Origin of the sequence: Yersinia canariae (assembly GCF_009831415.1) — a bacterium.
GTDB classification, from domain to species: Bacteria; Pseudomonadota; Gammaproteobacteria; order Enterobacterales; family Enterobacteriaceae; genus Yersinia; species Yersinia canariae.
This window is the reverse complement of the sequence record NZ_CP043727.1, coordinates 4,527,775-4,549,488: the sequence shown is the minus strand read 5'-3', so window position 1 is coordinate 4,549,488 and position 21,714 is coordinate 4,527,775. Positions and strand designations below refer to the sequence as shown.

The following is a 21,714-nucleotide window of genomic DNA, read 5'->3' as shown; positions in this document are numbered from 1 at the left end:
CACTGTGGCACCATTTTATTTTATTCAGTCGGAATGGGTGGGAGTGAGTTTGCGGGTAAGGCGTTCATTAACGATTAAGCAAATGGCGGCAGTGGCAGTTGTTGCACTGGTCACTATCTGTATTTTTATCGTCCTTCAATTGTTCCACTTTGTGCAGCAGCGCAAGGATGATTACGCCAGGCAGTTGGAGAGTATCGCCTATTCTGTGCGCCAACCGCTGTCTGAAGCAATCTTAAGCGTTGATATTCCGCAAGCCAAAAAAATACTTAATAACCTGTTACCTATTGGTATTCTGAGCCGTGCCGACGTCATTTTGCCCAATCAAATTCAGGTGCTGCACGCCAACTTTCCCACGGAACGGCCTGTGCCCCGCTGGGCTAAACGTATTTTTGCTCTACCCGTGCAGATAACCGTGCCGCTATATTCCTTGGAGCGGGTTTCCGCCAATCCACAGCCGCTGGCACATTTAGTGTTACGTGCCGACTCATTTCGCATGTATCAGTTTATCCTTAGCACTTTGTCGGCGATGCTCTCGACTTATTTGCTGCTGGCATTGGTATTGTCAGTTTCCATCGCCTGGTGTATTAATCGCCTGATTATTCACCCATTGCGGGCGATGGCCAAAGAGCTGGAAGACATTGGTCAGCAAGGTGTACTGAATCATCAACTGACTTTACCAGCCCATCATCAAGACGATGAACTGGGCGTGTTGGTCCACAATTACAATCGCAACCAACAACTGTTAACTGAAGCATACTCGGATATGAGTCGTAGCCTCAGCACTGAATTACCTGCGCAATATGAAACACAAAAGCAATTGGCGCAGAAAAATGACATTTTACAGGCGATTGAAAATCGTGATTTCGTGCTGTTTTTACAACCACAATGGGATATGAAAGAACCGCGGGTTATTGGCGCTGAAGCATTATTACGCTGGCGTCTGGCGGATGGCAGTTATCGTTTACCTTCTGAGTTCGTCCTTGATGCGGAAGAGAGCGGGGCGATGGTGCCACTGGGAAATTGGGTACTGGAGGAAGCATGCCGTATCCTGGCTGACTGGAAGGCACAAGGAATTGACTTGTCACTGGCGGTCAATATTTCCGGCCTGCAAATACAATGCGATAGTATTATTACACACCTAAAAACCATCATCAGCCGCTATGATATCGACCCTCGTCAATTAGTGCTGGAGATTACTGAGACGGCCCGTATTAAGAACCTCGACGAAGCGCTGATGTTACTAGGCGAGCTGCGGGGGCTTGGTTTGTCTATCGCTCTGGATGACTTTGGCACCGGTTATTCAAGCCTGCAATATCTGAATCACCTGAAAAGTTTGCCGATTAACATTATTAAGCTGGATAAAAGCTTTGTGAAGCATTTGCCAGAAGATGATGCGATGGCGCGCATTATCAGCACCATCTCGCAGGTGTTGAAACTGCGGGTGATGGCTGAAGGGGTCGAGACCAATGAACAGCGGCAATGGTTGTTAAAACAGGGGATTCAATGTGGGCAGGGCTTTTTATTTTCAGAGCCACTACCGCGCGAGGAGTTCGAAAACCGCTTTATTCTACGCCATTGATGTGACTGATATTAGCCGTATTCATTTGCTCTGAATCACTGCTATTTGGTCAAATATCAGTATTTTCTTCTAAATAATAAAAACCAAAATATTACCCTTTCTTATATTAAATAAAAAATCACTTTCCATCGAAAATAGCAGTTGCACCCTACTTTATGGTGTATTTACGCGTGTCTCTTTACTGAGAAATTAAGAGAAATATTAGTGATAATATAAAAGTGATTAAAACTAACAATAATACCGCTAAGAAAATATTTTACTGGCATCTATTCGCTTATTTAAATTAGGTCTACAATATTAATGCCTATCTAGTCAAGGTTATTTAATTCGAAAGAAATATCCTTCGAAATAGCCTCAAGCCCCTACTGTATCTACGGTATAACAAAAAAATTACAGTGCCAGTGCATAACTTAAACTATTTACTTTGAACTTCATCACATAAACGGATATTTGTTTTGTTAATTTCGAACTATTAGTCATGGATCTCGGAACTTAATATCAAAATAAATAGAATACCGTTTCATAAGTGTTCTTTGTATTTATCAGGATAATTAATATTATCTATTAAAATAAGGTAACTGTAATGAAATTTAAATTATTATCTCTGGCAGTGGCATCACTTATCAGCACCAGCGCAATGGCCGTGACTATTGACTATCGTCATGAAACACAAGATCAAAGTGGTAATAATCACAAAGACCGTTTATTAATGTCCCACCGCTTTGCTAATGGCTTCGGGTTATCTCTGGAAGGCAAATGGAAAAGCGCCAGTGACAAAGATAAGCCCTTCCACGAAGGCGTTAGCAATGGCACTGAAGTGGTTGCCAGCTATGTGTATAAAATTGATAAAACATTCTCTATCGAACCCGGTTTCTCATTAGACTCAAGTTCAACGGCTAACAGTTATCGTCCATATCTCCGTGGTAAGGCAAATATCACGGATGACCTCTCAGTTTCATTACGTTATCGCCCTTATTACAAACGCACCAGTGCCAATATTAATACGCCAAAAGACACGTCTGAAAATGGCTATAATCTGACGAGTGTTCTGAGCTATAAAATCTACAAAGATTTCCAATTAGACTATGAGTTGGATTATAAGCAAGCCAATAAAGCCGGGGTCATTCTGGCAGATAAAGAAAATTACGATTGGACCCACGATTTTAAATTGACCTATAAGTGGGATAAAAACTGGTCCCCTTATATGGCTATCGGTAATGTTTCCGGTAGCAAAAATACTGATGAGCGCCAAACTCGTTACCGTGTAGGTATCAAATATAGCTTCTGATCCATAAATAATTAAATTCTGACCTCAGGGGTCACACCTCGCTATAACGATTTTTGACAGGTAACGAAGTAATGAAAAAAAGAGCGTTATTTTTGAGTATTGCAGCATTGACCGCGCTGTATATACCCGTCGGGCAGGCAGCGGATATTGACCGGCTGACTGTGGTGAAACAGTATGTCGATAATGTGTTAGACAAGGCATCAGATACCTACCACGGTGATAAGCCTAGCCCACTGCTGGCGGATGGTGTTGACCCTCGAACCGGGCAGCAATTGGAATGGATATTTCCCGATGGCCGTCGGGCAGTATTATCAAACTTCTCAGCTCAGCAAAATCTGATGCGTGTGATGAGTGGTTTGAGTCAACTTAGCGGCGATCCTCGCTATCAGAGGCGTGCCGAAGATATTGTTCGCTATCACTTCCAGAACTATCAGGACTCCAGTGGCTTGCTTTATTGGGGTGGGCACCGGTTTGTTGATCTGAAAACCCTACAGCCAGAAGGGCCAAGCGAAAAAGAAATGGTGCATGAGCTGAAAAATGCTTATCCCTACTATGACCTGATGTTCAGCGTCGACGGTGATGCCACCGCTCGGTTTATTCGCGGTTTTTGGAATGCTCATGTTTATGATTGGCGCATTCTCGAAACCAGCCGCCATGGTGAATATGGCAAGCCAATGGGAGCATTGTGGGAAAGTCAATTTGAGCAGCAGCCACCTTTCTTTGCCACTAAAGGGCTTAGCTTCCTCAATGCGGGCAATGATCTGATTTATTCTGCGTCCCTGCTTTACAAAAATAAGCAGGATCAAGGGGCATTAGTCTGGGCTAAGCGCCTGGCAGATCAATATGTATTACCGCGCGATGCCAAAACGGGCCTCGGTGTTTATCAGTTCACACAGGCTCTGAAGCGCGAAGAACCAACGGACGATGCCGATACCCACTCTAAGTTTGGCGATCGTGCTCAGCGCCAGTTTGGGCCAGAGTTCGGCTCGGCAGCACTGGAAGGCAATATGATGCTCAAAGGGCGTACCAGCACCCTTTATTCTGAAAATGCCTTGATGCAGTTGCAGTTGGGTAAAGATTTGGGGCCTCAGGGGCAGGACTTGCTGAAATGGACTGTGGATGGTCTGAAAGCGTTTGCTCAATACGCCTATAACGATAAGGACAATACCTTCCGTCCGATGATTGCCGATGGGCAGGATTTGTCAAATTACACCCTCCCTCGTGATGGTTATTACGGCAAAAAAGGCACTGTGCTGAAGCCATACAAAGCGGGTAACGAATTCCTGATTTCTTATGCGCGCGCCTATGCCATCGACAATGACCCGTTACTGTGGAAAGTGGCGCGCGGTATTGCCAATGATCAGGGATTGGGTGATATCGGTACTGCATCAGGTAAGGATGTGAAGGTGAAGATGGACACCACCAACAGTGATCCTTACGCCTTGTTTGCTTTGCTGGATCTCTACAATGTCAGTCAGGTTGCGGATTACCGGTTATTAGCAGAGAAAATCGGCGATAATATTATTAAAACACGCTATATCGACGGCTTCTTCATGGCTTCCCCAGACCGTCAATATGCTGATGTTGATGCTATCGAGCCCTATGCTTTGCTGGCACTGGAAGCTTCATTGCGCAATAAACCACAGGCGGTAGCACCTTTCCTCAATGGTGCTGGCTTTACTGAGGGTGCCTACCGAATGGACGACGGTTCAGCGCGGATCTCAACTCGCGATAATGAACTGTTCTTGCTCAATGTGGGTGAGAAGCTGCAACCGAACGGCCGTAAATAGTCCCGACAGCGGCCCGTGCTGGGGCCACTGTTGGTAAAAAGTGCCGAGCAGCGGCTTCCCAGGGTCTGCTTGCCCGGCGCTTTTACCCACGGGTTCTCATCGTCGTGATAAAAAGGATAGGCAGATAAAAATGGTGAAAAACTGACGTTTACCCCCGTGACGGCCAAATATATCAAGCTGGATACCTTCGGGACGGATGTAAACAAATGGAGTGCAATTAACGAAATTGCTATTAATAGTGCTGCTGCTGCTATGCCCAGCCGGGCAATCAAATAATTTCGACTGATAGTATTCAACCGCCCCCTTTATTTCACCCTCAAAAGGGGGGTTACTGCCCGCTAATTATTCCGCTCAAAAATCATTCCTTATGCACACATCACCACATCTTCTGATGGCTTTTTTGTATCCATTCTCATTACTAATCATTTTGGGTTAATTGTCTGGTTGATCTGACTGTATCCCAGCTGTTGCTTCCGTTTGAAGCGTTTCAGTTCTTAGTTTCGCGTTTAGGGTGCAATCCAGTGCAACTAATAATTTCCATATTGTTATGAGGGTGTTATTTTCCGCGCAAGCACGGATAAAAAAGAAGTGTCACTCAATCATCACAGAGAGCAAAGCGACAGGCTGCCGTGTATTACTCCAAAAGGACATAGTTATGAAAGCTTCAATATTTAAAAGTCTTTATTTTCAGGTGTTAACGGCGATTACTTTGGGCGTTTTATTGGGTCATTTTTACCCTGATCTTGGTGCTCAGATGAAACCTTTGGGTGATGGATTTGTTAAACTAATTAAAATGATTATCGCACCCGTGATTTTCTGTACTGTCGTGACGGGTATCGCGGGTATGGAAAGTATGAAAGCCGTTGGCCGCACCGGTGCTATCGCGCTGCTCTATTTTGAGATTGTCAGTACTATTGCGCTATTGATTGGTTTGGTGATTGTTAACGTGGTGCAACCCGGTGCTGGTATGAATATCGACCCGGCGACACTGGATGCCAAAGCGGTTGCACTTTATGCTGAGCAGGCCTCGCAGCAAGGAATTATACCCTTCTTGTTGGATATCATCCCCGGCAGCGTAGTGGGTGCTTTTGCCAGTGGCAACATTCTGCAAGTCCTGTTATTTGCTGTTCTGTTCGGTTTCGCCCTGCACCGTTTGGGTGAAAAAGGTCAGCTTATCTTTAACGTTATTGAGAGTTTCTCCCGCGTTATCTTCGGTATTATCAATATGATCATGCGCTTAGCACCTCTCGGGGCTTTCGGTGCCATGGCCTTTACTATTGGTAAATACGGTGTGGGTAGCTTGGTGCAACTGGGTCAGTTGATTATCTGCTTCTACATCACCTGCATATTGTTTGTGGTCGTGGTGCTGGGCTCTATTGCGAAATTCAATGGCTTTAACATCTTCAAATTTATCCGCTATATAAAAGAAGAGTTATTGATCGTGTTAGGCACGTCCTCTTCGGAGTCTGTGCTGCCGCGCATGCTCGATAAGATGGAAAAAGCCGGATGTAAGAAGTCCGTGGTGGGCTTGGTTATCCCGACGGGCTACTCATTTAATCTGGATGGCACCTCTATTTACCTGACCATGGCCGCAGTGTTTATTGCTCAGGCCACGAATACTCATATGGATGTTATTCATCAGGTTACCTTACTGGTGGTATTGCTGCTTTCCTCAAAAGGTGCGGCAGGGGTCACAGGCAGTGGTTTTATTGTCTTGGCGGCCACTATTTCTGCGGTGGGGCATTTACCATTAGCAGGGTTAGCATTGATTCTGGGTATCGACCGCTTTATGTCTGAAGCCCGTGCATTGACCAATCTGGTGGGTAATGGGGTTGCAACCATCGTCGTGGCGAAATGGTGTAACCAGCTGGATAATGATCAATTGCAAGCTGTGTTATCGAACAAAACATTACCCAATAGCGATATAAAGAACAGCGTTACGCCTTCTTGATAGCGTCATAGCAATATCTTCAGTAATCACTACCGGTGGCGGATTGCCACCGGTAGCACCTTTTCTTTATCCCCCGCGATACCATTTCTTGTGTTAATTACCATTTAGATACTATTTTTTACTCTGATGAGTGACATCGGCAAAAGCATGCGGTCTAACAGAATGGTACACTCCCACCTCGAGTTTTTACGGTGGTGACAACCGTTGATTTTTCGCCCAAAAATAACGGCATAGAGATGCGCGTTTGAAAGCTGGGCTAATTTATTCATGTCTTTATGGCTACCCTATTGCATGGCGCCGGTATATTACGCATTGGCGGATGGCGTGAAAGCACAAGCGGCTTACAGGAATGACATGACGTTGCATTGTTTTAACATTGGATAGTTTATTAAGTAGGGGTTCACATGCAGGGCACCAGAATTCGTCTCATAGTTGGTGGGTTATTGCTGGCTGCCGCCAGCAGTAATGTGCAGGCTGAAGCACTACAACCCGATCCTGCCTGGCAGCAGGGGAAATTAGAAAACGGGTTTTCATGGCAGTTGTTGGCGACGCCACAGCGCCCTAGCGATCGGATCGAGTTACGTCTGGTGGTTAATACAGGCTCATTATCTGAGAGCGCGCAGCAAATTGGCTTTGCCCATCTGTTGCCCCGCCTGGCATTAATGAGCAGCGCGAGTTTTACTCCTGCCCAGCTTCAGTCGTTATGGCAGCAAGGGGTCGATAGCGATCGCCCGTTGCCACCGGCGATAACATCTTATGATTTCACCTTATATAGCTTGAGTTTGCCCAATAACCGCCCTGATTTGATGAAAGAAGCATTGGCGTGGTTATCCGATACCAGTGGCAAACTGGCCATCAGTGAACAGACTGTCAACGCGGCGCTGAATAGTGCAACTGATCCTATTGCTACATTCCCGCAAAATATTCAGGAACCTTGGTGGCGCTACCGACTCAAAGGCTCTTCTTTGATGGGGCATGATCCCGGTCAGTCAGTAGCAAAACCGGTAGATGTCGAGAAGTTGAAGCAGTTTTATCAGCAATGGTATACCCCGGATGCCATGACATTGTATGTGGTGGGTAATGTCGACAGCCGCAGTATTGCTGCTCAAATTGGCAAAACGTTCTCTGAGTTGAAAGGGAAACGGACTACGCCAGCATCCATCGCGATGTTAGCGCCACTGCCACCTGAGCCAGTGAGCTTGATGAGTGAGCAGGCGGCACAAGACACATTATCATTGATGTGGGATACCCCATGGCATCCAATTCAGGATTCTCAGGCCTTAAGCCGTTACTGGCGCAGTGATTTAGCCCGTGAAGCCCTGTTCTGGCATGTTCAGCAAGTGTTGGAAAAAAGTGATCAGAAGAACCTGAAATTGGGCTTTGATTGCCGGGTGCAATATCAACGTGCTCAATGTGCGATTCACCTGAATACGCCGACAGAAAATCTGACGCCGGGTATGAGTTTTGTTGCGCGCGAACTGGCCAGTTTACGTGCGAATGGCCTGAGTCAGGCAGAGTTTGATGCTTTGATGGTGCAGAAAAACGACCAGCTCAGTAAGTTGTTTGCCACCTACGCCCGCACAGATACTGATATCTTGATGAGCCAACGCCTACGTTCACAGCAAAGTGGCGTGGTGGATATTGCTCCGGAACAGTATCAGAAGTTACGGCAGGCATTCTTGTCGGGTCTGACTCTGGTTGAGTTGAATCAGGAATTGAAACAGCAATTATCGCAAGATACCACGCTGATTCTGACGCAGCCAAAAGGTGAACCGGAAGTGAATGTGAAGGCATTGCAGGAGGCGTATAACGCGATTATGACACCACATACCGTGGTGCCAGAAGAAGCGTCGCCTGCGGCGGTAAGTGCTGCTGAAGCTGCCCCGGTTATGCCAACAACAGCCCAATAGGCGTTTTTCTGAGCGGCTGCTGCGCATTGCTATTTTAGGATTGGGCAGTGCTCGTCACCCTCACATACTGCGTGTACGTGAGGGTGACGCAGCTAAATTGTCTTTGTTCTCAATGCTTCTCATTATCTGTGGCAGGCCGTTATCCGCCAACAGACTATTATCAATCACACCGCAGGCATGGCCGCCAGTGGGATGATTGCGCCACGATATTGAATCACGGTGCTGGCGGTTAAGTGCCCGCGTACGGCGGCGTCATGTGCGCTGCCACCGGTCAGGCGAACAGCCAGATAACCGGCACTGAAAGAATCCCCGGCAGCCGTAGTATCGACCACTTTCTCTTTCGGCAGTTTAACCGCAGGAACATCATACTGGTGGGCTTCAAAACCCTCTTTCACCCAGACGATACAGGAGTCTGCGCCGCGCTTAATCACTATTTCGCTCACGCCTAAATTCTGTGTGCGCTCAATGACTTGCTCCAGCGATTTCTCACCCCACAGCATATCTTCGTCATCCAGTGTCAGGAAGGCGATATCAGTGCAGGCCAACATATCGCGGTAGGCTTCTTGAGTCTCTTCTTTGCTCTGCCACAGACGAGGGCGGTAGTTATTATCAAAGATAACTTTGCCACCGTTAGCACGGCAGGCGCGAAGCAATTTCAGTAAGCGCTGGCGTGAAGTACTGTCAAGGATAGCCAGGCTGATACCGCTAAGATACAGATAATCAAACTTTTCCAGGCGCTGGCAGATTTCATCGGCCTGTGGGCTGCTCAACCAGAAACGTGCAGCAGCATCATTACGCCAATAATAGAAAGTGCGCTCGCCTGTGCTGTCAGTCTCAATGACATACAACCCCGGCAATTTATTATCCAGACGCTGAATGAGGGAGGTGTCGATGTTCTCTTGTTGCCAGGCGTTCAGCATCTCGTTACTGAAGCTGTCAGTACCCAGGGCCGTAACGTAATGAACATTCAGGGCCTGCTTTGGCACCTGACGGGCAACATATACCGCAGTATTCAGCGTATCACCGCCAAAGCCCCGGCTAAGGTCGGTACCTTTTTGTGACAGTTCAATCATGCATTCGCCGATAACGGCAATATTTTTGCTGGTCATGGAAAGCTGGCCTGTGAGTCAATGATGGAAATAAGGTTAGTCTCACTGCTGGCTTGGTCAGAGTCAATAGTATTAAAACGACGTTTTAAATTTTTTATGATATAGGTCGGGAAACTGGCAATTTTCCCGCGCTTCAGAAGACAATTATGATGACTTTCGCAAGTCAGTCACACTGTGGCCGCCAATTCCCCAGTTATCCGTATCCACCTCATCAATGACGACGACGGTCGTGGCCGGATTTTTCCCCAGAGTATCGACCAATAGTTGGGTGACTCCGGCAATGAGCTGTTTTTTCTGCTCCGCTGTCGCCCCTTCACGAGTAATTTTAATATTTACATAAGGCATGTTCATCTCCATTAACAGTAATGGCATTATTGAGTTAAGTAATATAAATGGGTTAAATATGTCGCGCTAGTCTGCTTGAGAGCAATAATCTATCATGCTGCTATATAAAGTTCTGTTCACCCGAGTCGATAACATCTCCAGTGGGAAAACCGTTTATCACTGGGTGGCTAAAGTTAGCGGCAATGCCCATTGCCTTGACTGTGTGATGCCCTAAAACATGGCGACTAAACTGATGATGACCAATAAAGTATCAGGTTTACTTGCGCCATCCTTTGCCGCCATTGATCGTAATAAAGGACAGAGCTTCTGGCGGCAATGTCAGCGTCGGTACACTTTTCAACCTATCTATCGCACCTCTGGTGCGTTGCTGGCCATTGAGCTGCTTACGGCTGTTTTTCATCCCTCATCGCCGGATACTCGATTGAATCCAGAGGATTATTTTAGTTCTATCAGCATCCGCGCCCGTCTGGATGTAGTGCTCGAACAGTTGAATATGGTGAAGCAGTGGCATGCAATATTTGTGCATCATTCGGTGCTGGTCTCAATCAACATTGATGGTCAGGCGCTAATGGCGATGCAAGATGATCAGCAGGCTAAAGTGCTCATCGATGCCATGCCTTATATTCGTTTTGAATTGCTAGAGCATGTCGATACCTCTCTGGATACTCCGTTTGCGCGTATTGCTGAAGCAGACCGGCTTTGGCTGGATGATTTTGGCAGTGGGCTGGCGAATTTCACTTCATTTATTAGCTGGCGCTATGAATACATCAAAGTTGCCAGAGATCTGTTTATCGTGCTGCAAGAGAGTGATGTTGGGAATCAACTGTTTTTCACCTTGGTCACCTTGATGGGCAGTTACAGTAAAGGTGTGATTGTTGAAGGGGTGGAAACCTCACAAGAATGGGCGATGGTACAGCGCTCTGATGCGGTTGCAGCACAAGGTTATTACCTCTCCCGTCCCACATCATTTGATCGTTTGCAGAGTCTCCCGATGTTGTTTTGCGGCTAACACGCTTGGTTAATAAACAAGCAGTTCTTTTCCTCAACCTGCCCTCCTGCTTCATTCTCGACTATGGTTAAAGTGGTCTTTAATCCACACTATACTCATCATATTTCAAGCTGCATGTGTGTTGGCTGCTCTCGCTCGCCCTACGGGCTAGCATAAATGCTGTTCAAATCGGTTCCGACCAATTTGTCTCTCAACTTGCCGCCTTCCTGCAACTCGAATTATTTTGAGTGTTTTAACATCATGAGTACTGGCATGGAGCTGTTATGACCAAAACCGGAAAAGTGCTGACGGGCATTGTCGGGGTTATTCTGCTGCTACTGGTAGCAGCCATCGTGTTTATTATGACTTTCGACTGGAATCGTCTAAAGCCAACCATTAATGAAAAAGTCTCTACTGAACTGCAACGACCTTTCGCCATCCGTGGCAACCTTGGGGTGGATTGGTCACGTAAAGGTGATGAACCTGGCTGGCGTGGTTGGGTGCCGTGGCCGCATATCCACGCTGAGGATTTGGTGCTGGGCAACCCGCCAAACTTAGCCAGTGATAAAGCGAATGGTCAGACCGGCGATGCAAAGGACAAGACACACACTACGGCATTTCCTGCCGGAGATATGGTCACCCTGAAGCGGATTGATGCCAGCATTGCGCCATTGGCCTTGCTGGCGAAGGAAGTCTTGATACCGCGTATCTGGCTGACGCAACCGGATGCCAACTTACTGCGTCTGGCAAATGGTAAGAATAATTGGACGTTTAATCTGGCCAACAGTCCTGCTGAAGATAAGAGCGCTTCCTCAGATTGGTCGGTGAACATCAATGATATTGTCTTTGATCGCGGCAATATCACTCTGAAAGATGCTGTGCTGAAAGCGGATTTGCATGCGGTGATAGACCCGCTTGGTAAGCCGCTGCCGTTTGCTGAGGTGGCCGGTGCGCGTGATGAGAAAAAGGATAAGCAACCTGCTGAAAAGCGGCAGAATAATGCGCCAGATTTTGTGTTCGGTTGGAAAGTTGATGGTAAGTATCAGAGCCAGCCTTTGACCGGCAGCGGCAAAATCGGCGGTATGTTGTCGATGAGTGACGCGAGCATTCCCTTCCCATTGCAGGCGGATGTTCGCTCAGGTTCCACCCGCGTCGTAGTGGCCGGTACATTAACTGACCCCGGCAATTTAGCGGGGTTAGATCTGCAATTGAAATTCTCTGGTGTCAGCCTGGATAACCTCTACCCGTTGATTGGGGTGCTACTGCCCGCCACTCCTCCTTACAACACTGATGGCCACTTAATTGCGAGCCTCAAGCAGGCGGGGGGAGCCGTTTATCGCTATGAAAACTTTAATGGAAAAATTGGTGACAGTGATATCCATGGCAACCTGACTTACACCAGCAGTCAGCCTCGCCCGAAATTAATCGGCAATATGTCATCCAATAAATTGCGTTTTGCTGATTTGGCTCCTTTGATTGGTGCTGACTCCAATCAGGAAAAAGCCAACCGTGGTGAGCGCAGCCGCCAACCCAGCAATAAGGTGTTGCCGACTGAGAAGTTTGATACCAAAAGTTGGGCTGTGATGGATGCTGATGTCACTTATGCCGCTAAGCGTATCGATCGTGATAAATCATTACCGCTGACTGACCTGTCCACTCACGTGGTGCTTAATAATGGGGAATTGCTGCTCGACCCACTACGATTTGGCATGGCGGGGGGGAACCTCAATGCCACTCTGCGCCTCAACGGCAACCAAGACCCCATGCACGGAAAAATTGATTTACATGCCCGCCGCTTGCAACTCAAAGAGCTATTGCCACAGGTACAGGCGATGCGAAACAGCTTGGGGCAATTAAATGGCGATGCGTCATTTACTGCCACGGGCAACTCGGTTGCTTCTCTGCTTGCCACCAGTAATGGCAACCTGCGTTTGTTACTGAATCAGGGGTTAATTAGCCGTAGCTTGATGGAGTTACTCGGTCTGAATGTGGGTAACTATCTGGTGGCGAAGCTGTTTGGTGATGATGAGGTCAAAATTAACTGTGCGGTGGCGGATGTTCAAATACGTCATGGTTTGGCCACGCCACGTTTGTTTGTCATTGATACCGAGAATGCCATTATCAACATTACCGGTAATATCAATTTTGCTACTGAGCGGCTGGATTTATCCATTGATCCGGAGAGTAAAGGGCTGCGAATCCTGACCTTGCGTTCTCCGCTGTATGTGAAAGGAACATTTAAACAGCCGGATGCGGGGGTCAAAGCGGGGCCTTTGCTTGCTCGTGGCGCAGTTGCCGCCGTTTTGGGGGTGGCACTTACTCCCGCCGCCGCGTTGTTAGCACTGATTTCCCCTAGTGAGGCAGAGGAAAACCAGTGCACGCCATTCCTACAAAAAATGAAGCAGAAAAAATAATGCTTTAATGTCTCGGTGGTTGGGGGAGCAGTTTACAGCTGTGATCTTGCAACTCCTCCACCGATGCCCGATGCAATTTGGCCAAGCTAGCTTTGCTGGCGAGGAGTAAAAAAGTGCCATCCGGTAATGCTGTCATAGCTAAACCATAACGGCCCATTTCATTTTTCGCTTCTGGTATCTCATCCGCTAACAGACGAAAAGCACCTGATTGTTGTAATTCCTCCGCCGTAGCCCGCCGTACCAGATAATCATGGCCCAATAAGCCCCCCGGCAAGGGTTGCCACTGCTGACGGAAATTGGCGGCTTGTGCCTTCAGTGCGGCTTTTACCTGCGGATTTAGGCAAGAAATATGAATATGTAATTGATCCTGACTGCGGCCATATTTTGAGTTTATGGCGAGCGAGATATCCGCATCATCAATGGGAGCGCCGTACTTATCCGCCATAAAATGGCGCGCTTGCCAGGCATCAAAAAAATAGTTTGGCGCGCTGGAGTCTAATAACGGTGGGCTTTCTATGCCGCTGATTTTCGCCGTCGGCATCAACAAATACTGCAATGGCCCGTGCATGTCTTTATACACCACGAAACCCGCTTGTTTATCGACCGCCACGCAAGGTTGTGGATTATGCTCCGCCTCCATATGGGGAACACATTGCTGGCTAACGATTTTCCACAGCGCGTCCGCATTGCTAAAGCGCAACTTATACCCAATGCCGAGCAGAGTAATTATCAGCAATATGAGTAAAAACCACGGCTTTTTTATATAACGAGACATGCTTTCCCTTTCATTATCAATGACGAGCCATCAGTGTAGTGAGAAATCTGTCGCGCGGGCAAACCCCATAATGCTTATTTCTCATTATGGGGCATTAACCTTATCCGGTGGAATTTATAGCGAGATATGGCGAGTTTCTTTGGAGAATAACATGCCAGTTAATGAGTTCTAACTGGCATGTTCGAACTATTGTGGTTCTTTATTGCTCGACTCTTGAGGTAAGGTTCCGTCCTCGGCATAGCGGGCTGTTGCTATCCAGGCAGCACAAAATAAGGTCAAGCGCGCGAAAAAGTAGAAAAAGGCCATTAAGCCAATCACGGAGCCAAAGGCTGCTCCCGATGGAGAGCTGGCAAGGCGCGGTAACATCATGGTCATGATGAATTTGATTATTTCAAAGCCGATAGCAGCAATCAGGGTGCCCCGCAGCAGCGCTTTTTTCTTCGGTTTATGTCGCGGCAGAATCCAGAATATCCACAGGAATAACAGATAATTAGCCGCAATAGAGATAGACAAGGCAATCAGTGTCATGACCGGGCGCAACCACTCAATCCCTCCCAGCCCTAATGCATCGACAATTGCAGACTGTGCCGCACCTGCAATTGATGTGAGTGAAAGGGTAATAATTAGCGCGATAACCAACCCGGTGAGTGAGATAAAATCACGGGCATAGCGGTAATAAAACTTTTCCTGATCTTGTGGATTGCGTTCCCATACATCCCGTGACTGCGCACGAATAGCTTCGCGTAGGTTTCCCATCCAACTGATACCAGAATAAAGCGCAATCACTAAGCCGGTTAATCCCACGGTCGTGCGCTGCTGAATAGCGGTATTCACGGTATTTTTAAGGGTGGCGGCCAAACTTGGGTCACTGATGGTATTAACAATTTTGTTAATTAATTCAGCCAATAAGTCGGGGTTAGAGGCTAATACAAAACCCACGGCGGCAAAAGAAACCATCAAAATAGGAATAAGTGACAGAAATGAAAAATAAGTAATAGCGGCGCCAAACTGACTGCCCAGCCTATCATTGAAACGTTCTGTTGCACGGATAATATGGGCTATGGCGGGGTGCGCTTTTACGCAGTCAGTTATCCGTGCCATGAAGGAAATTGCTTTTTTGCCAGTTTCAATCCCAGCGGTCAGCGGTGCTGGGTTGTCTCGCGGTGCGTTCGGCATAATTCTCCTCGAATATGTTAATCCATGCCTTATGCAGGTGATTATTCTACAAAATATGACACAAAATGGCGGCTTATCTGTTGATAATAGCAGAGTAGACGTCTATCACAACCGCAGCAGATAAATTCCAGTGTTTTACAATGCTGAAATTAGCATCAATATCTTTTATTAAGTCACCTTAACGTGCTGATTAAGCCTGTATTTATATTGAGTAGGAAATTACCTACAAATGGCGTGGCGTGTTCCCATATTAAATGTCTTTTTTAATACATATATTACTAATGCGCTAGGTTAATTATTTCTTAAAGTTAAACCTCGCGAATAAATATAAATAATACAAGCAAAACAAGACCCATAAATAATTTCTCTATTTGATATTTCTTTGTAAAACCAGGTTGTGAACATGAACATAAATAACATAATACTCTTACCCTGCTTCCGTAAAACGCTGCTGGCCAGCCTTCTCATTCCTCTTTTTAGCCCTATTTATAGTTGGGCCGCTCAAACTATAAGTGTTACGGATGGTACTTCCACTTCCATTTCTGGTGAGTATGGTACTGACGGTGACTACCTGTCAGCAGTTGCTGTTCAAGGGCCTGATAGCGCCATCACGGGCGAATCTGACCTCACTATCAATACGGCGGGCCGTGGCGCTGATGGTGCTAATGTCACTAATGGCGGCTCGTTGCATTTGAACGGCTCCTCGATAAATACTCAAGGTGTAGTCGCCTATGGCATCAGTAATAATAAAGGCACGGTGATAGTAGAGGATGGGACAATTACCACTGTAGGCCAACAAAGTTATGGCATTTCCTCTACAGGCTTAGGGAGTCGCACCGAAATTAATGGTACTGAAATAACGACCAGTGGGACATCTGCTTACGGGATTTCAGGAAAATCTGGAACGGCATTAATACTGAATAATTCGATATTCAACGCCGGTGGTGGTGGCAGTTATGGTATTTATTTGAGTGACTTGGGCAGCACATTAACCGGTGCGAATAATGTGATTAATAATACCGGGGTTGGCGGTGGTACGGGTGTTTATATTGGTGATGGTGGCGTAAATGCTACTCTGAACGACACAACTATTAATATGACCAATGGCTCTGCCGGTGTGAGTGTCGGCCGGGGTTCGAGTATAACGATGGATGGCCTGACGGCCACGGGAAATATTTATCAGGTACTTGATATTACAGGCTCGGCCACAGTCAGTAATGCCAATATTGATTTAGCTTCTGGCGCGGTATTGCGTGCAATGGGCAACAGCTCGACCAATAAAGCAGTAATCATCTTAAATAACATCAATGCGATTTCTCGCAGCGGCACCGCAACGATGGTTAACGTTAATATGAATGCTGATGTCACGATTAATGGTGGTTCCTACCACTCCCAAGGCACTTACGCCATGGGAATTTGGGTGCCGGATAATACGTCATCAGTGAAAGTTAGCCACTCTGAAGTGATTACTGAGGGAGATGGTGCCACGGCTATTGAGAACCGAGGCAAAGCAGTTGTTGACAACACCGTCGTCAAAACGACCGGAAATAGTTCGCATGGTATTTACTCAGAATCGATTTTTAATGCCACCAATATGACTATTTCGACTGCGGGGGTCGGCAGCATAGGCACCACCGCAGCTCGGGGCGGTAACCTCAATCTTGATGGGGCGACAGTCGATACCACGGGTGACTCCGGTATGGTTCTTGGGACCTTTGCCAGTTCCTCTCTTAATGTCAAAAATATGACCGGAACATCCACCGGTGCCAGTGCTTATGCTTTGTGGTTGCAAACCAGGAGCAGCATTTTGTTGACGGATAGCCAAATCAATACCACTGGTGTGAATGCCGGTGGGATCTACGCGACCAGTTCAACGACTGATTATAGTCAGGCTACATTGGATAATGCCCAAGTCGTCAGTGAGCAGGGGGCGGGGGTGCGGGCTTATGGCGCAAGCATTAATATTGATGTGAAAAATGGTTCGCAACTGAGTGGCGGTAACGGCTTGCTGGTGAATGCCTCGACCAATACCGGCACCGTTTCTGCGCCATTGAACCTTGTTAGTCATGTGAATCTGAATGCTGATAACCATTCTGTGTTGGTTGGCGATATTCAAGCCGATGACAATAACAATGTTAACCTCACGCTGAAAAATAATTCGGTTTGGCAGGGTGCTGCCCGTAATGCCAAGAGTATTGATATCGATGACAGCAGTATTTGGAATTTGACAGGCGATGCTGATGTTGAGTCAATGAATGTATTGGGGCAGATAAACTTTACTCAAGCCGCCAGTCGTATTCAGGCTCGTACACCATATAGTTTCAGTACGTTAACCGTGAATGGCAATTTAACCGGCAATAGTACATTGACCTTTAATGCACAATTGGGCGATGACAGTTCTCCAACAGATAAACTGCATGTGATAGGTGATGCACAGGGTAGCCATGCCGTACAGGTTATTAATCAGGGTGGTTTGGGGGCTTTGACGACCGGAAACGGTATTAATCTGATTACTGTTGATGGTGATAGTAGCACTGGCCATTTTGCGATGAACGATTCAGTGGTTGCCGGTGCTTATGAATATTTCCTGTATCAACTTGATGCGCACAACTGGAATTTACAATCTAACTTGGCTCCTGTTATCCCTGTCGACCCGATAGCGCCGCCAGTAGACCCGATAGTTCCAGTAGACCCAGAAGCGCCAGTGGACCCGATAGTTCCAGTTGACCCAGGAACACCGGTGATTGCTTATCGCCAAGAAGTACCGGGTTATATTGCCGCTCCTTGGTTAAATGCTTTCTACGGTTTTACCACTTTGGGTAGCTTACATGAGCGCCGAGGGGGCGTAAGTGGCTCCGCGAATGGCTTTAGCCAGGGGTCTTGGGGCCGAATCAGTGGCCAACATAATAAGTTTGAGGCCGGCCGTTTTAACTACGATTCCGATATCTGGTTTGCGCAGTTAGGACATGATTTTTATCAGGCTGAAAATGCAGCGGGAACTGAAGTGACGGCCGGTGTAATGGTGACATTGGGTAAACAGGATACGGATACTCAAGATACGGCCAGGGCGCTGCGCTCAGACCTTTCAATCAATACCGGAAAAATTAAAACAGATGCCTATGGGCTAGGCGGTTACTATCAAATGGTGACCCAGCAAGGCGGCTATGTTGATCTCGTCGGGCAAGGAACGTTATACCGCAACAATTACCAAAGCCAGCATGACGCCAAACAAAATGGCTATGGTGTGGCGCTCTCCGCCGAAGTCGGTCAGGCGTATTCCCTTGCGGGAAGCTGGAAGGTAGAACCTCAAGGGCAACTGAAATATCAATATCTGAATCTGAACAGTTTCAGTGACGACATTTCTGGTGTGAGCGGTACATCCTATTCTGTCGGGCAGGCCCGTGCTGGGATGCGAGTTTTCAGTGAGGCCACCAAACAGCAAACGATTAAACCTTATCTATCTGCTGATGTGGTTTACCAATTGGGTCAGAATCCACAGGTTACTGTTGATACAGCCCGCTTCCGCCCTGAATTCAGTAAAACCTACTGGCAAGGTGGCGCTGGCGTGACCGCTAAAGTGAATAATAACGTTGATATTTATGCCGATGCCAAATACCAACGTGCTTTTGACGGTAAAATGGACGGTTACACCGGCAACCTCGGTGTAAAAGTAAGTTTCTGATTAATAAAGTTAAAAAGTAATTAACAGGCTAGTATTGAGTTCTGGCCTGTTTTATTTTAGCTATTACAGCGAATCAGAACTTTACCCTGAGAAAAATTCTGGCTGATGGCATTTAATGCAACGGGCAGTTCATTCAAAGCAAATTCCCCCGCAATTTGTGAGCTGGCGATACCCTCGCGAATTAAAGGGAAGATTTCGTCCAGCTTAGTTGCCAGCGCGTCACGGCCTGCGTTATGAATCCATTGGCGTAAATGGAAATAACTAAAGCGAATATCGGGCCGATATTGCCAGAATGAAAGGGGGATTGGTTCACCAGAAAGTAACCCGTAAGAGATAAATTCACCACCTTGCCGAACTCTCTCTGCCAACCTCATGGCGCTATTACCTCCGACACAATCGAGCACGGCATCAGCACTCCTGATGGCGCGTATTGTGCTGACAGAAATACTGCTATCCGCATCCGGCAAGATAAGCAGTTCATCGGGTTCAGCATGTTCAAATGCGCTTTCAACCCCCGCACGACGGACAACCGCTGTGACTGTCAAGCCCAACAGCTTTGCCATTCTGATCAGCATCAAGCCAATCGTCGAGTTAGCCGCACTGATCACAATCTTCATTCCAGCAGTGGCGGCGAGAGTCTCTGTTAGCATCAGCCAGGCGGTCATCGGGTTAACATAGCTGGTGGCGGCTTGTTCATCGGTGAGCCAGTCGGGCACGGCAAAACACCATTGTGCATCACAGTGCTTATATTGTTGCCATGCGCCAGCACTCCCCAGCGGGAGCACACGTTGGCCAACAAATTCGCCACCGGACTCAACAACACCCATCCCTTCAAAGCCGGGCACTAGTGGCAACTGAGTTCGCGCAGAATATGCGCCAGAAATGGTAATCAGATCTGATGGATTAATCGTGCTGTAGCGCATTTTTACCCGCAGTTCACCGGCATTAAGCAGGGCGGGTGTATAGGATTCCAACTGAACACATTCGCTGGCGGGGCCAAATTGGTGAACTACCGCCCGTAAATGGCTTTTCTGTGTCATATATTCCATCAATGCTATGCGTGCTCAATCATCATTACCGCAGTAGTATCCGCCATCAGCGCTTCAAAAATATGCTCCACATCAGCGGAATAACTGATGTAATCGCCGCTACTTAATTCAATTGCCTGATCAACCGGCCCGACTCTGGCTCTCCCTGAGCCGATAATCACATGTTCAATGGTGCCGGGCATATGTGCGCGGGAGCGCCTGGGTTCACCGGGCTGAACATTAATCCGATAAATATCGCGCTGTACACCCGCAGGGCAGGCCGCGAGTAACGTAGCGGTGTAATTTGCCTGTTCAGAAACGGCTGCAATGCCCTCATTCGCTCTGATCACCTGAACATGTAGGCGCGGTTGGGCGATTAACCGACTGACCGGGACATCCAGTGCCATGGCTAGCGACCAGAGGGTTTCCAGACTAGGATTACCGGCCCCGCCTTCCAGTTGCGATAACGTCGATTTCGCGATACCTGCACGTTTAGCTAATTCTGTTACCGTCAGCCCCAACTTCTCACGTTCCCGGCGAATAGAAGCAGAAAGCAAGCCAATAGGCGTTGCGGCATGGTCTGAATTATTAAGCACAGAATGAGTCATTGTTCACCATATCATCTATTTGTTCATCTTGACGAACAGCTGTTTGTCGTTCACCATAATAGTCACTTGTTCATTTTAATATTTTTTGAGTTGAGTGCCAAGCATTCAAATACAAAAGCATCCAGACAAAACTATGGCGGAGAAAGGCCAATGAGAGTGAAAACGCGCGGTGCAATTGAAATGATTGCAGCCATGCTTATTTCTGGCACGGTCGGCTGGCCGGTGATTGCCTCCGGCCAACCCGCGATAACAGTCGTATTCTGGCGCTGCGTGTTTGGCGCATTCGCCATGTTTATGGCCTGCGTCATGCTAGGGTTGCTCAAGCGCGGTGCGCTTACCCGACAGCACATCACCATTGCCGTTATCGGCGGTATTACACTGGTGTTGAACTGGATTTTACTGTTTGGCGCTTACTCTTATGCTTCCATTTCGGTGGCAACAGTGACCTACCATACTCAACCTTTTATGCTGGTTGGGCTGGGCGTGCTATTTTTTGGTGAGAAATTAACGGCGAATGCGTTTTGTTGGTTGCTGGTGGCTTTTGGCGGGATGCTGCTTATTATTATCGGACAGCAGGGGGCTATCACCCTGGGTTCCGACTACCTCATTGGCGTGGTGATGGCGTTAGGGGCGGCATTTATGTATGCGGTCACGGCGGCGATTATCAAGCGCCTAAAAGGCCAGCCGCCGCATCTGATTGTGCTGATTCAGTTGGTGGTTGGCGCGATTTTATTGGCACCTTTTGTGAGTTGGTCTGGTTTATCGCTGCCAGCAAGCACATGGGGATTACTGTTAATTATCGGCGTCATCCACACCGGGTTGATGTCTTCGTTGCTATATGGTGCGATTCAGAAAATCCCGACCAGCTTGGTCGGCGCACTCTCTTTTATCTATCCGGTGGTGGCAATTATTGTCGACTGGTTAGTATTCAATCACCACCTGAGCGCCGTGCAAATGGCGGGTGCTAGCGCAATTTTGCTGGCTGCTGCGGGTATGAATTTTGGCTGGAAGCTGGCGGGGAGTCGCCCGCGCGAAAGTAAAAAATATTCCTGATGATAAAATTAAGAACAA

Annotated in this window: 15 protein-coding genes and 1 pseudogene; 10 read left to right on the top strand and 6 right to left on the bottom strand. The window is 47.4% G+C overall.

The genetic code is table 11. The annotated features are described in order from the left end of the window. The first annotated feature begins 49 nt into the window (after positions 1 to 49). The 6 genes and pseudogenes from F0T03_RS20815 to F0T03_RS20795 all read left to right on the top strand — a co-directional run bounded on the left by F0T03_RS20815 (position 50) and on the right by F0T03_RS20795 (position 8,518). On the top strand, positions 50 to 1,579 hold the full coding sequence (locus F0T03_RS20815; RefSeq protein WP_145554211.1) for an EAL domain-containing protein: 1,530 nt from the start codon (positions 50 to 52) through the stop codon (positions 1,577 to 1,579). 583 nt (positions 1,580 to 2,162) lie between these two features. After that, entirely contained in the window at positions 2,163 to 2,867 is a 705-nt protein-coding gene (locus F0T03_RS20810) for an oligogalacturonate-specific porin KdgM family protein (RefSeq protein ID WP_145554192.1), read from the top strand. Between the two features lie 71 nt (positions 2,868 to 2,938). Then, positions 2,939 to 4,657, top strand: a complete 1,719-nt coding sequence (locus F0T03_RS20805; RefSeq protein WP_145562206.1) for a pectate lyase — start codon at positions 2,939 to 2,941, stop codon at positions 4,655 to 4,657. A 120-nt stretch (positions 4,658 to 4,777) separates the two neighbouring features. Further along, positions 4,778 to 4,933: pseudogene (locus F0T03_RS21975) on the top strand (discoidin domain-containing protein); the annotation flags it as partial. A 379-nt stretch (positions 4,934 to 5,312) separates the two neighbouring features. Next, positions 5,313 to 6,608: a dicarboxylate/amino acid:cation symporter gene (locus F0T03_RS20800; RefSeq protein WP_145554196.1), complete on the top strand. Its 1,296-nt coding sequence runs from the start codon at positions 5,313 to 5,315 to the stop codon at positions 6,606 to 6,608. 404 nt (positions 6,609 to 7,012) lie between these two features. Further along, positions 7,013 to 8,518 (top strand): M16 family metallopeptidase, encoded by a 1,506-nt coding sequence (locus F0T03_RS20795; protein WP_159680470.1) that lies wholly within the window; start codon positions 7,013 to 7,015, stop codon positions 8,516 to 8,518. Positions 8,519 to 8,682: 164 nt separating this feature from the next. Here F0T03_RS20795 and kdgK read toward each other — a convergent pair whose 3' ends face one another. Next, complete coding sequence (gene kdgK, locus F0T03_RS20790; protein WP_159680467.1) at positions 8,683 to 9,627, bottom strand: 2-dehydro-3-deoxygluconokinase; 945 nt, start codon at positions 9,625 to 9,627, stop codon at positions 8,683 to 8,685. 144 nt (positions 9,628 to 9,771) lie between these two features. Further along, positions 9,772 to 9,972 carry a 2-hydroxymuconate tautomerase family protein gene (locus F0T03_RS20785; RefSeq protein WP_004388926.1) on the bottom strand — a complete coding sequence of 67 codons (201 nt, stop codon included), beginning with the start codon at positions 9,970 to 9,972 and terminating at the stop codon, positions 9,772 to 9,774. A 217-nt stretch (positions 9,973 to 10,189) separates the two neighbouring features. Here F0T03_RS20785 and pdeH point away from each other — a divergent pair, with 217 nt between their 5' ends. Further along, positions 10,190 to 10,981: a cyclic-guanylate-specific phosphodiesterase gene (gene pdeH / locus F0T03_RS20780; protein WP_162526995.1), complete on the top strand. Its 792-nt coding sequence runs from the start codon at positions 10,190 to 10,192 to the stop codon at positions 10,979 to 10,981. A gap of 263 nt (positions 10,982 to 11,244) precedes the next feature. Further along, the gene (locus F0T03_RS20775) at positions 11,245 to 13,374 is read left to right on the top strand and encodes an AsmA family protein (RefSeq protein ID WP_145562209.1); all 2,130 of its coding nucleotides are present in this window, start codon (positions 11,245 to 11,247) and stop codon (positions 13,372 to 13,374) included. A 4-nt stretch (positions 13,375 to 13,378) separates the two neighbouring features. On the opposite strand, the gene F0T03_RS20770 is transcribed toward F0T03_RS20775, so the two are convergent. Further along, positions 13,379 to 14,149 carry a CDP-diacylglycerol diphosphatase gene (locus F0T03_RS20770; RefSeq protein ID WP_159680465.1) on the bottom strand — a complete coding sequence of 257 codons (771 nt, stop codon included), beginning with the start codon at positions 14,147 to 14,149 and terminating at the stop codon, positions 13,379 to 13,381. Between the two features lie 186 nt (positions 14,150 to 14,335). Then, positions 14,336 to 15,325, bottom strand: a complete 990-nt coding sequence (gene yhjD / locus F0T03_RS20765; protein ID WP_159680462.1) for an inner membrane protein YhjD — start codon at positions 15,323 to 15,325, stop codon at positions 14,336 to 14,338. A 403-nt stretch (positions 15,326 to 15,728) separates the two neighbouring features. On the opposite strand from yhjD, the gene F0T03_RS20760 reads away from it, so the two are divergent. Further along, positions 15,729 to 19,007: an autotransporter outer membrane beta-barrel domain-containing protein gene (locus tag F0T03_RS20760; protein ID WP_159680449.1), complete on the top strand. Its 3,279-nt coding sequence runs from the start codon at positions 15,729 to 15,731 to the stop codon at positions 19,005 to 19,007. 56 nt (positions 19,008 to 19,063) lie between these two features. Here the strand turns inward: F0T03_RS20760 and F0T03_RS20755 are convergent, their stop codons facing one another. Further along, positions 19,064 to 20,047 carry a zinc-dependent alcohol dehydrogenase family protein gene (locus F0T03_RS20755; RefSeq protein ID WP_246169916.1) on the bottom strand — a complete coding sequence of 328 codons (984 nt, stop codon included), beginning with the start codon at positions 20,045 to 20,047 and terminating at the stop codon, positions 19,064 to 19,066. A gap of 14 nt (positions 20,048 to 20,061) precedes the next feature. Further along, a complete protein-coding gene (locus tag F0T03_RS20750; protein WP_159680444.1) occupies positions 20,062 to 20,643 on the bottom strand; it encodes a helix-turn-helix domain-containing protein in 582 nt (193 codons plus the stop codon). A 150-nt stretch (positions 20,644 to 20,793) separates the two neighbouring features. On the opposite strand from F0T03_RS20750, the gene F0T03_RS20745 reads away from it, so the two are divergent. Beyond that, a complete protein-coding gene (locus F0T03_RS20745; RefSeq protein ID WP_145555383.1) occupies positions 20,794 to 21,696 on the top strand; it encodes a DMT family transporter in 903 nt (300 codons plus the stop codon). Positions 21,697 to 21,714 lie beyond the last annotated feature (18 nt).

Excerpts from the sequence above, each read along its gene's own strand:
- F0T03_RS20775 (WP_145562209.1), top strand. The coding sequence starts at position 11,245 with ATGACCAAAACCGGAAAAGTGCTGACGGGCATTGTCGGGGTTATTCTG.
- F0T03_RS20750 (WP_159680444.1), bottom strand. The coding sequence starts at position 20,643 with ATGACTCATTCTGTGCTTAATAATTCAGACCATGCCGCAACGCCTATT.
- F0T03_RS20785 (WP_004388926.1), bottom strand. The coding sequence starts at position 9,972 with ATGCCTTATGTAAATATTAAAATTACTCGTGAAGGGGCGACAGCGGAG.
- kdgK (WP_159680467.1), bottom strand. The coding sequence starts at position 9,627 with ATGACCAGCAAAAATATTGCCGTTATCGGCGAATGCATGATTGAACTG.
- pdeH (WP_162526995.1), top strand. The coding sequence starts at position 10,190 with ATGGCGACTAAACTGATGATGACCAATAAAGTATCAGGTTTACTTGCG.
- F0T03_RS20810 (WP_145554192.1), top strand. The coding sequence starts at position 2,163 with ATGAAATTTAAATTATTATCTCTGGCAGTGGCATCACTTATCAGCACC.
- yhjD (WP_159680462.1), bottom strand. The coding sequence starts at position 15,325 with ATGCCGAACGCACCGCGAGACAACCCAGCACCGCTGACCGCTGGGATT.
- F0T03_RS20770 (WP_159680465.1), bottom strand. The coding sequence starts at position 14,149 with ATGTCTCGTTATATAAAAAAGCCGTGGTTTTTACTCATATTGCTGATA.
- F0T03_RS20755 (WP_246169916.1), bottom strand. The coding sequence starts at position 20,047 with ATGACACAGAAAAGCCATTTACGGGCGGTAGTTCACCAATTTGGCCCC.
- F0T03_RS20800 (WP_145554196.1), top strand. The coding sequence starts at position 5,313 with ATGAAAGCTTCAATATTTAAAAGTCTTTATTTTCAGGTGTTAACGGCG.
- F0T03_RS20745 (WP_145555383.1), top strand. The coding sequence starts at position 20,794 with ATGAGAGTGAAAACGCGCGGTGCAATTGAAATGATTGCAGCCATGCTT.
- F0T03_RS20760 (WP_159680449.1), top strand. The coding sequence starts at position 15,729 with ATGAACATAAATAACATAATACTCTTACCCTGCTTCCGTAAAACGCTG.
- F0T03_RS20805 (WP_145562206.1), top strand. The coding sequence starts at position 2,939 with ATGAAAAAAAGAGCGTTATTTTTGAGTATTGCAGCATTGACCGCGCTG.
- F0T03_RS20795 (WP_159680470.1), top strand. The coding sequence starts at position 7,013 with ATGCAGGGCACCAGAATTCGTCTCATAGTTGGTGGGTTATTGCTGGCT.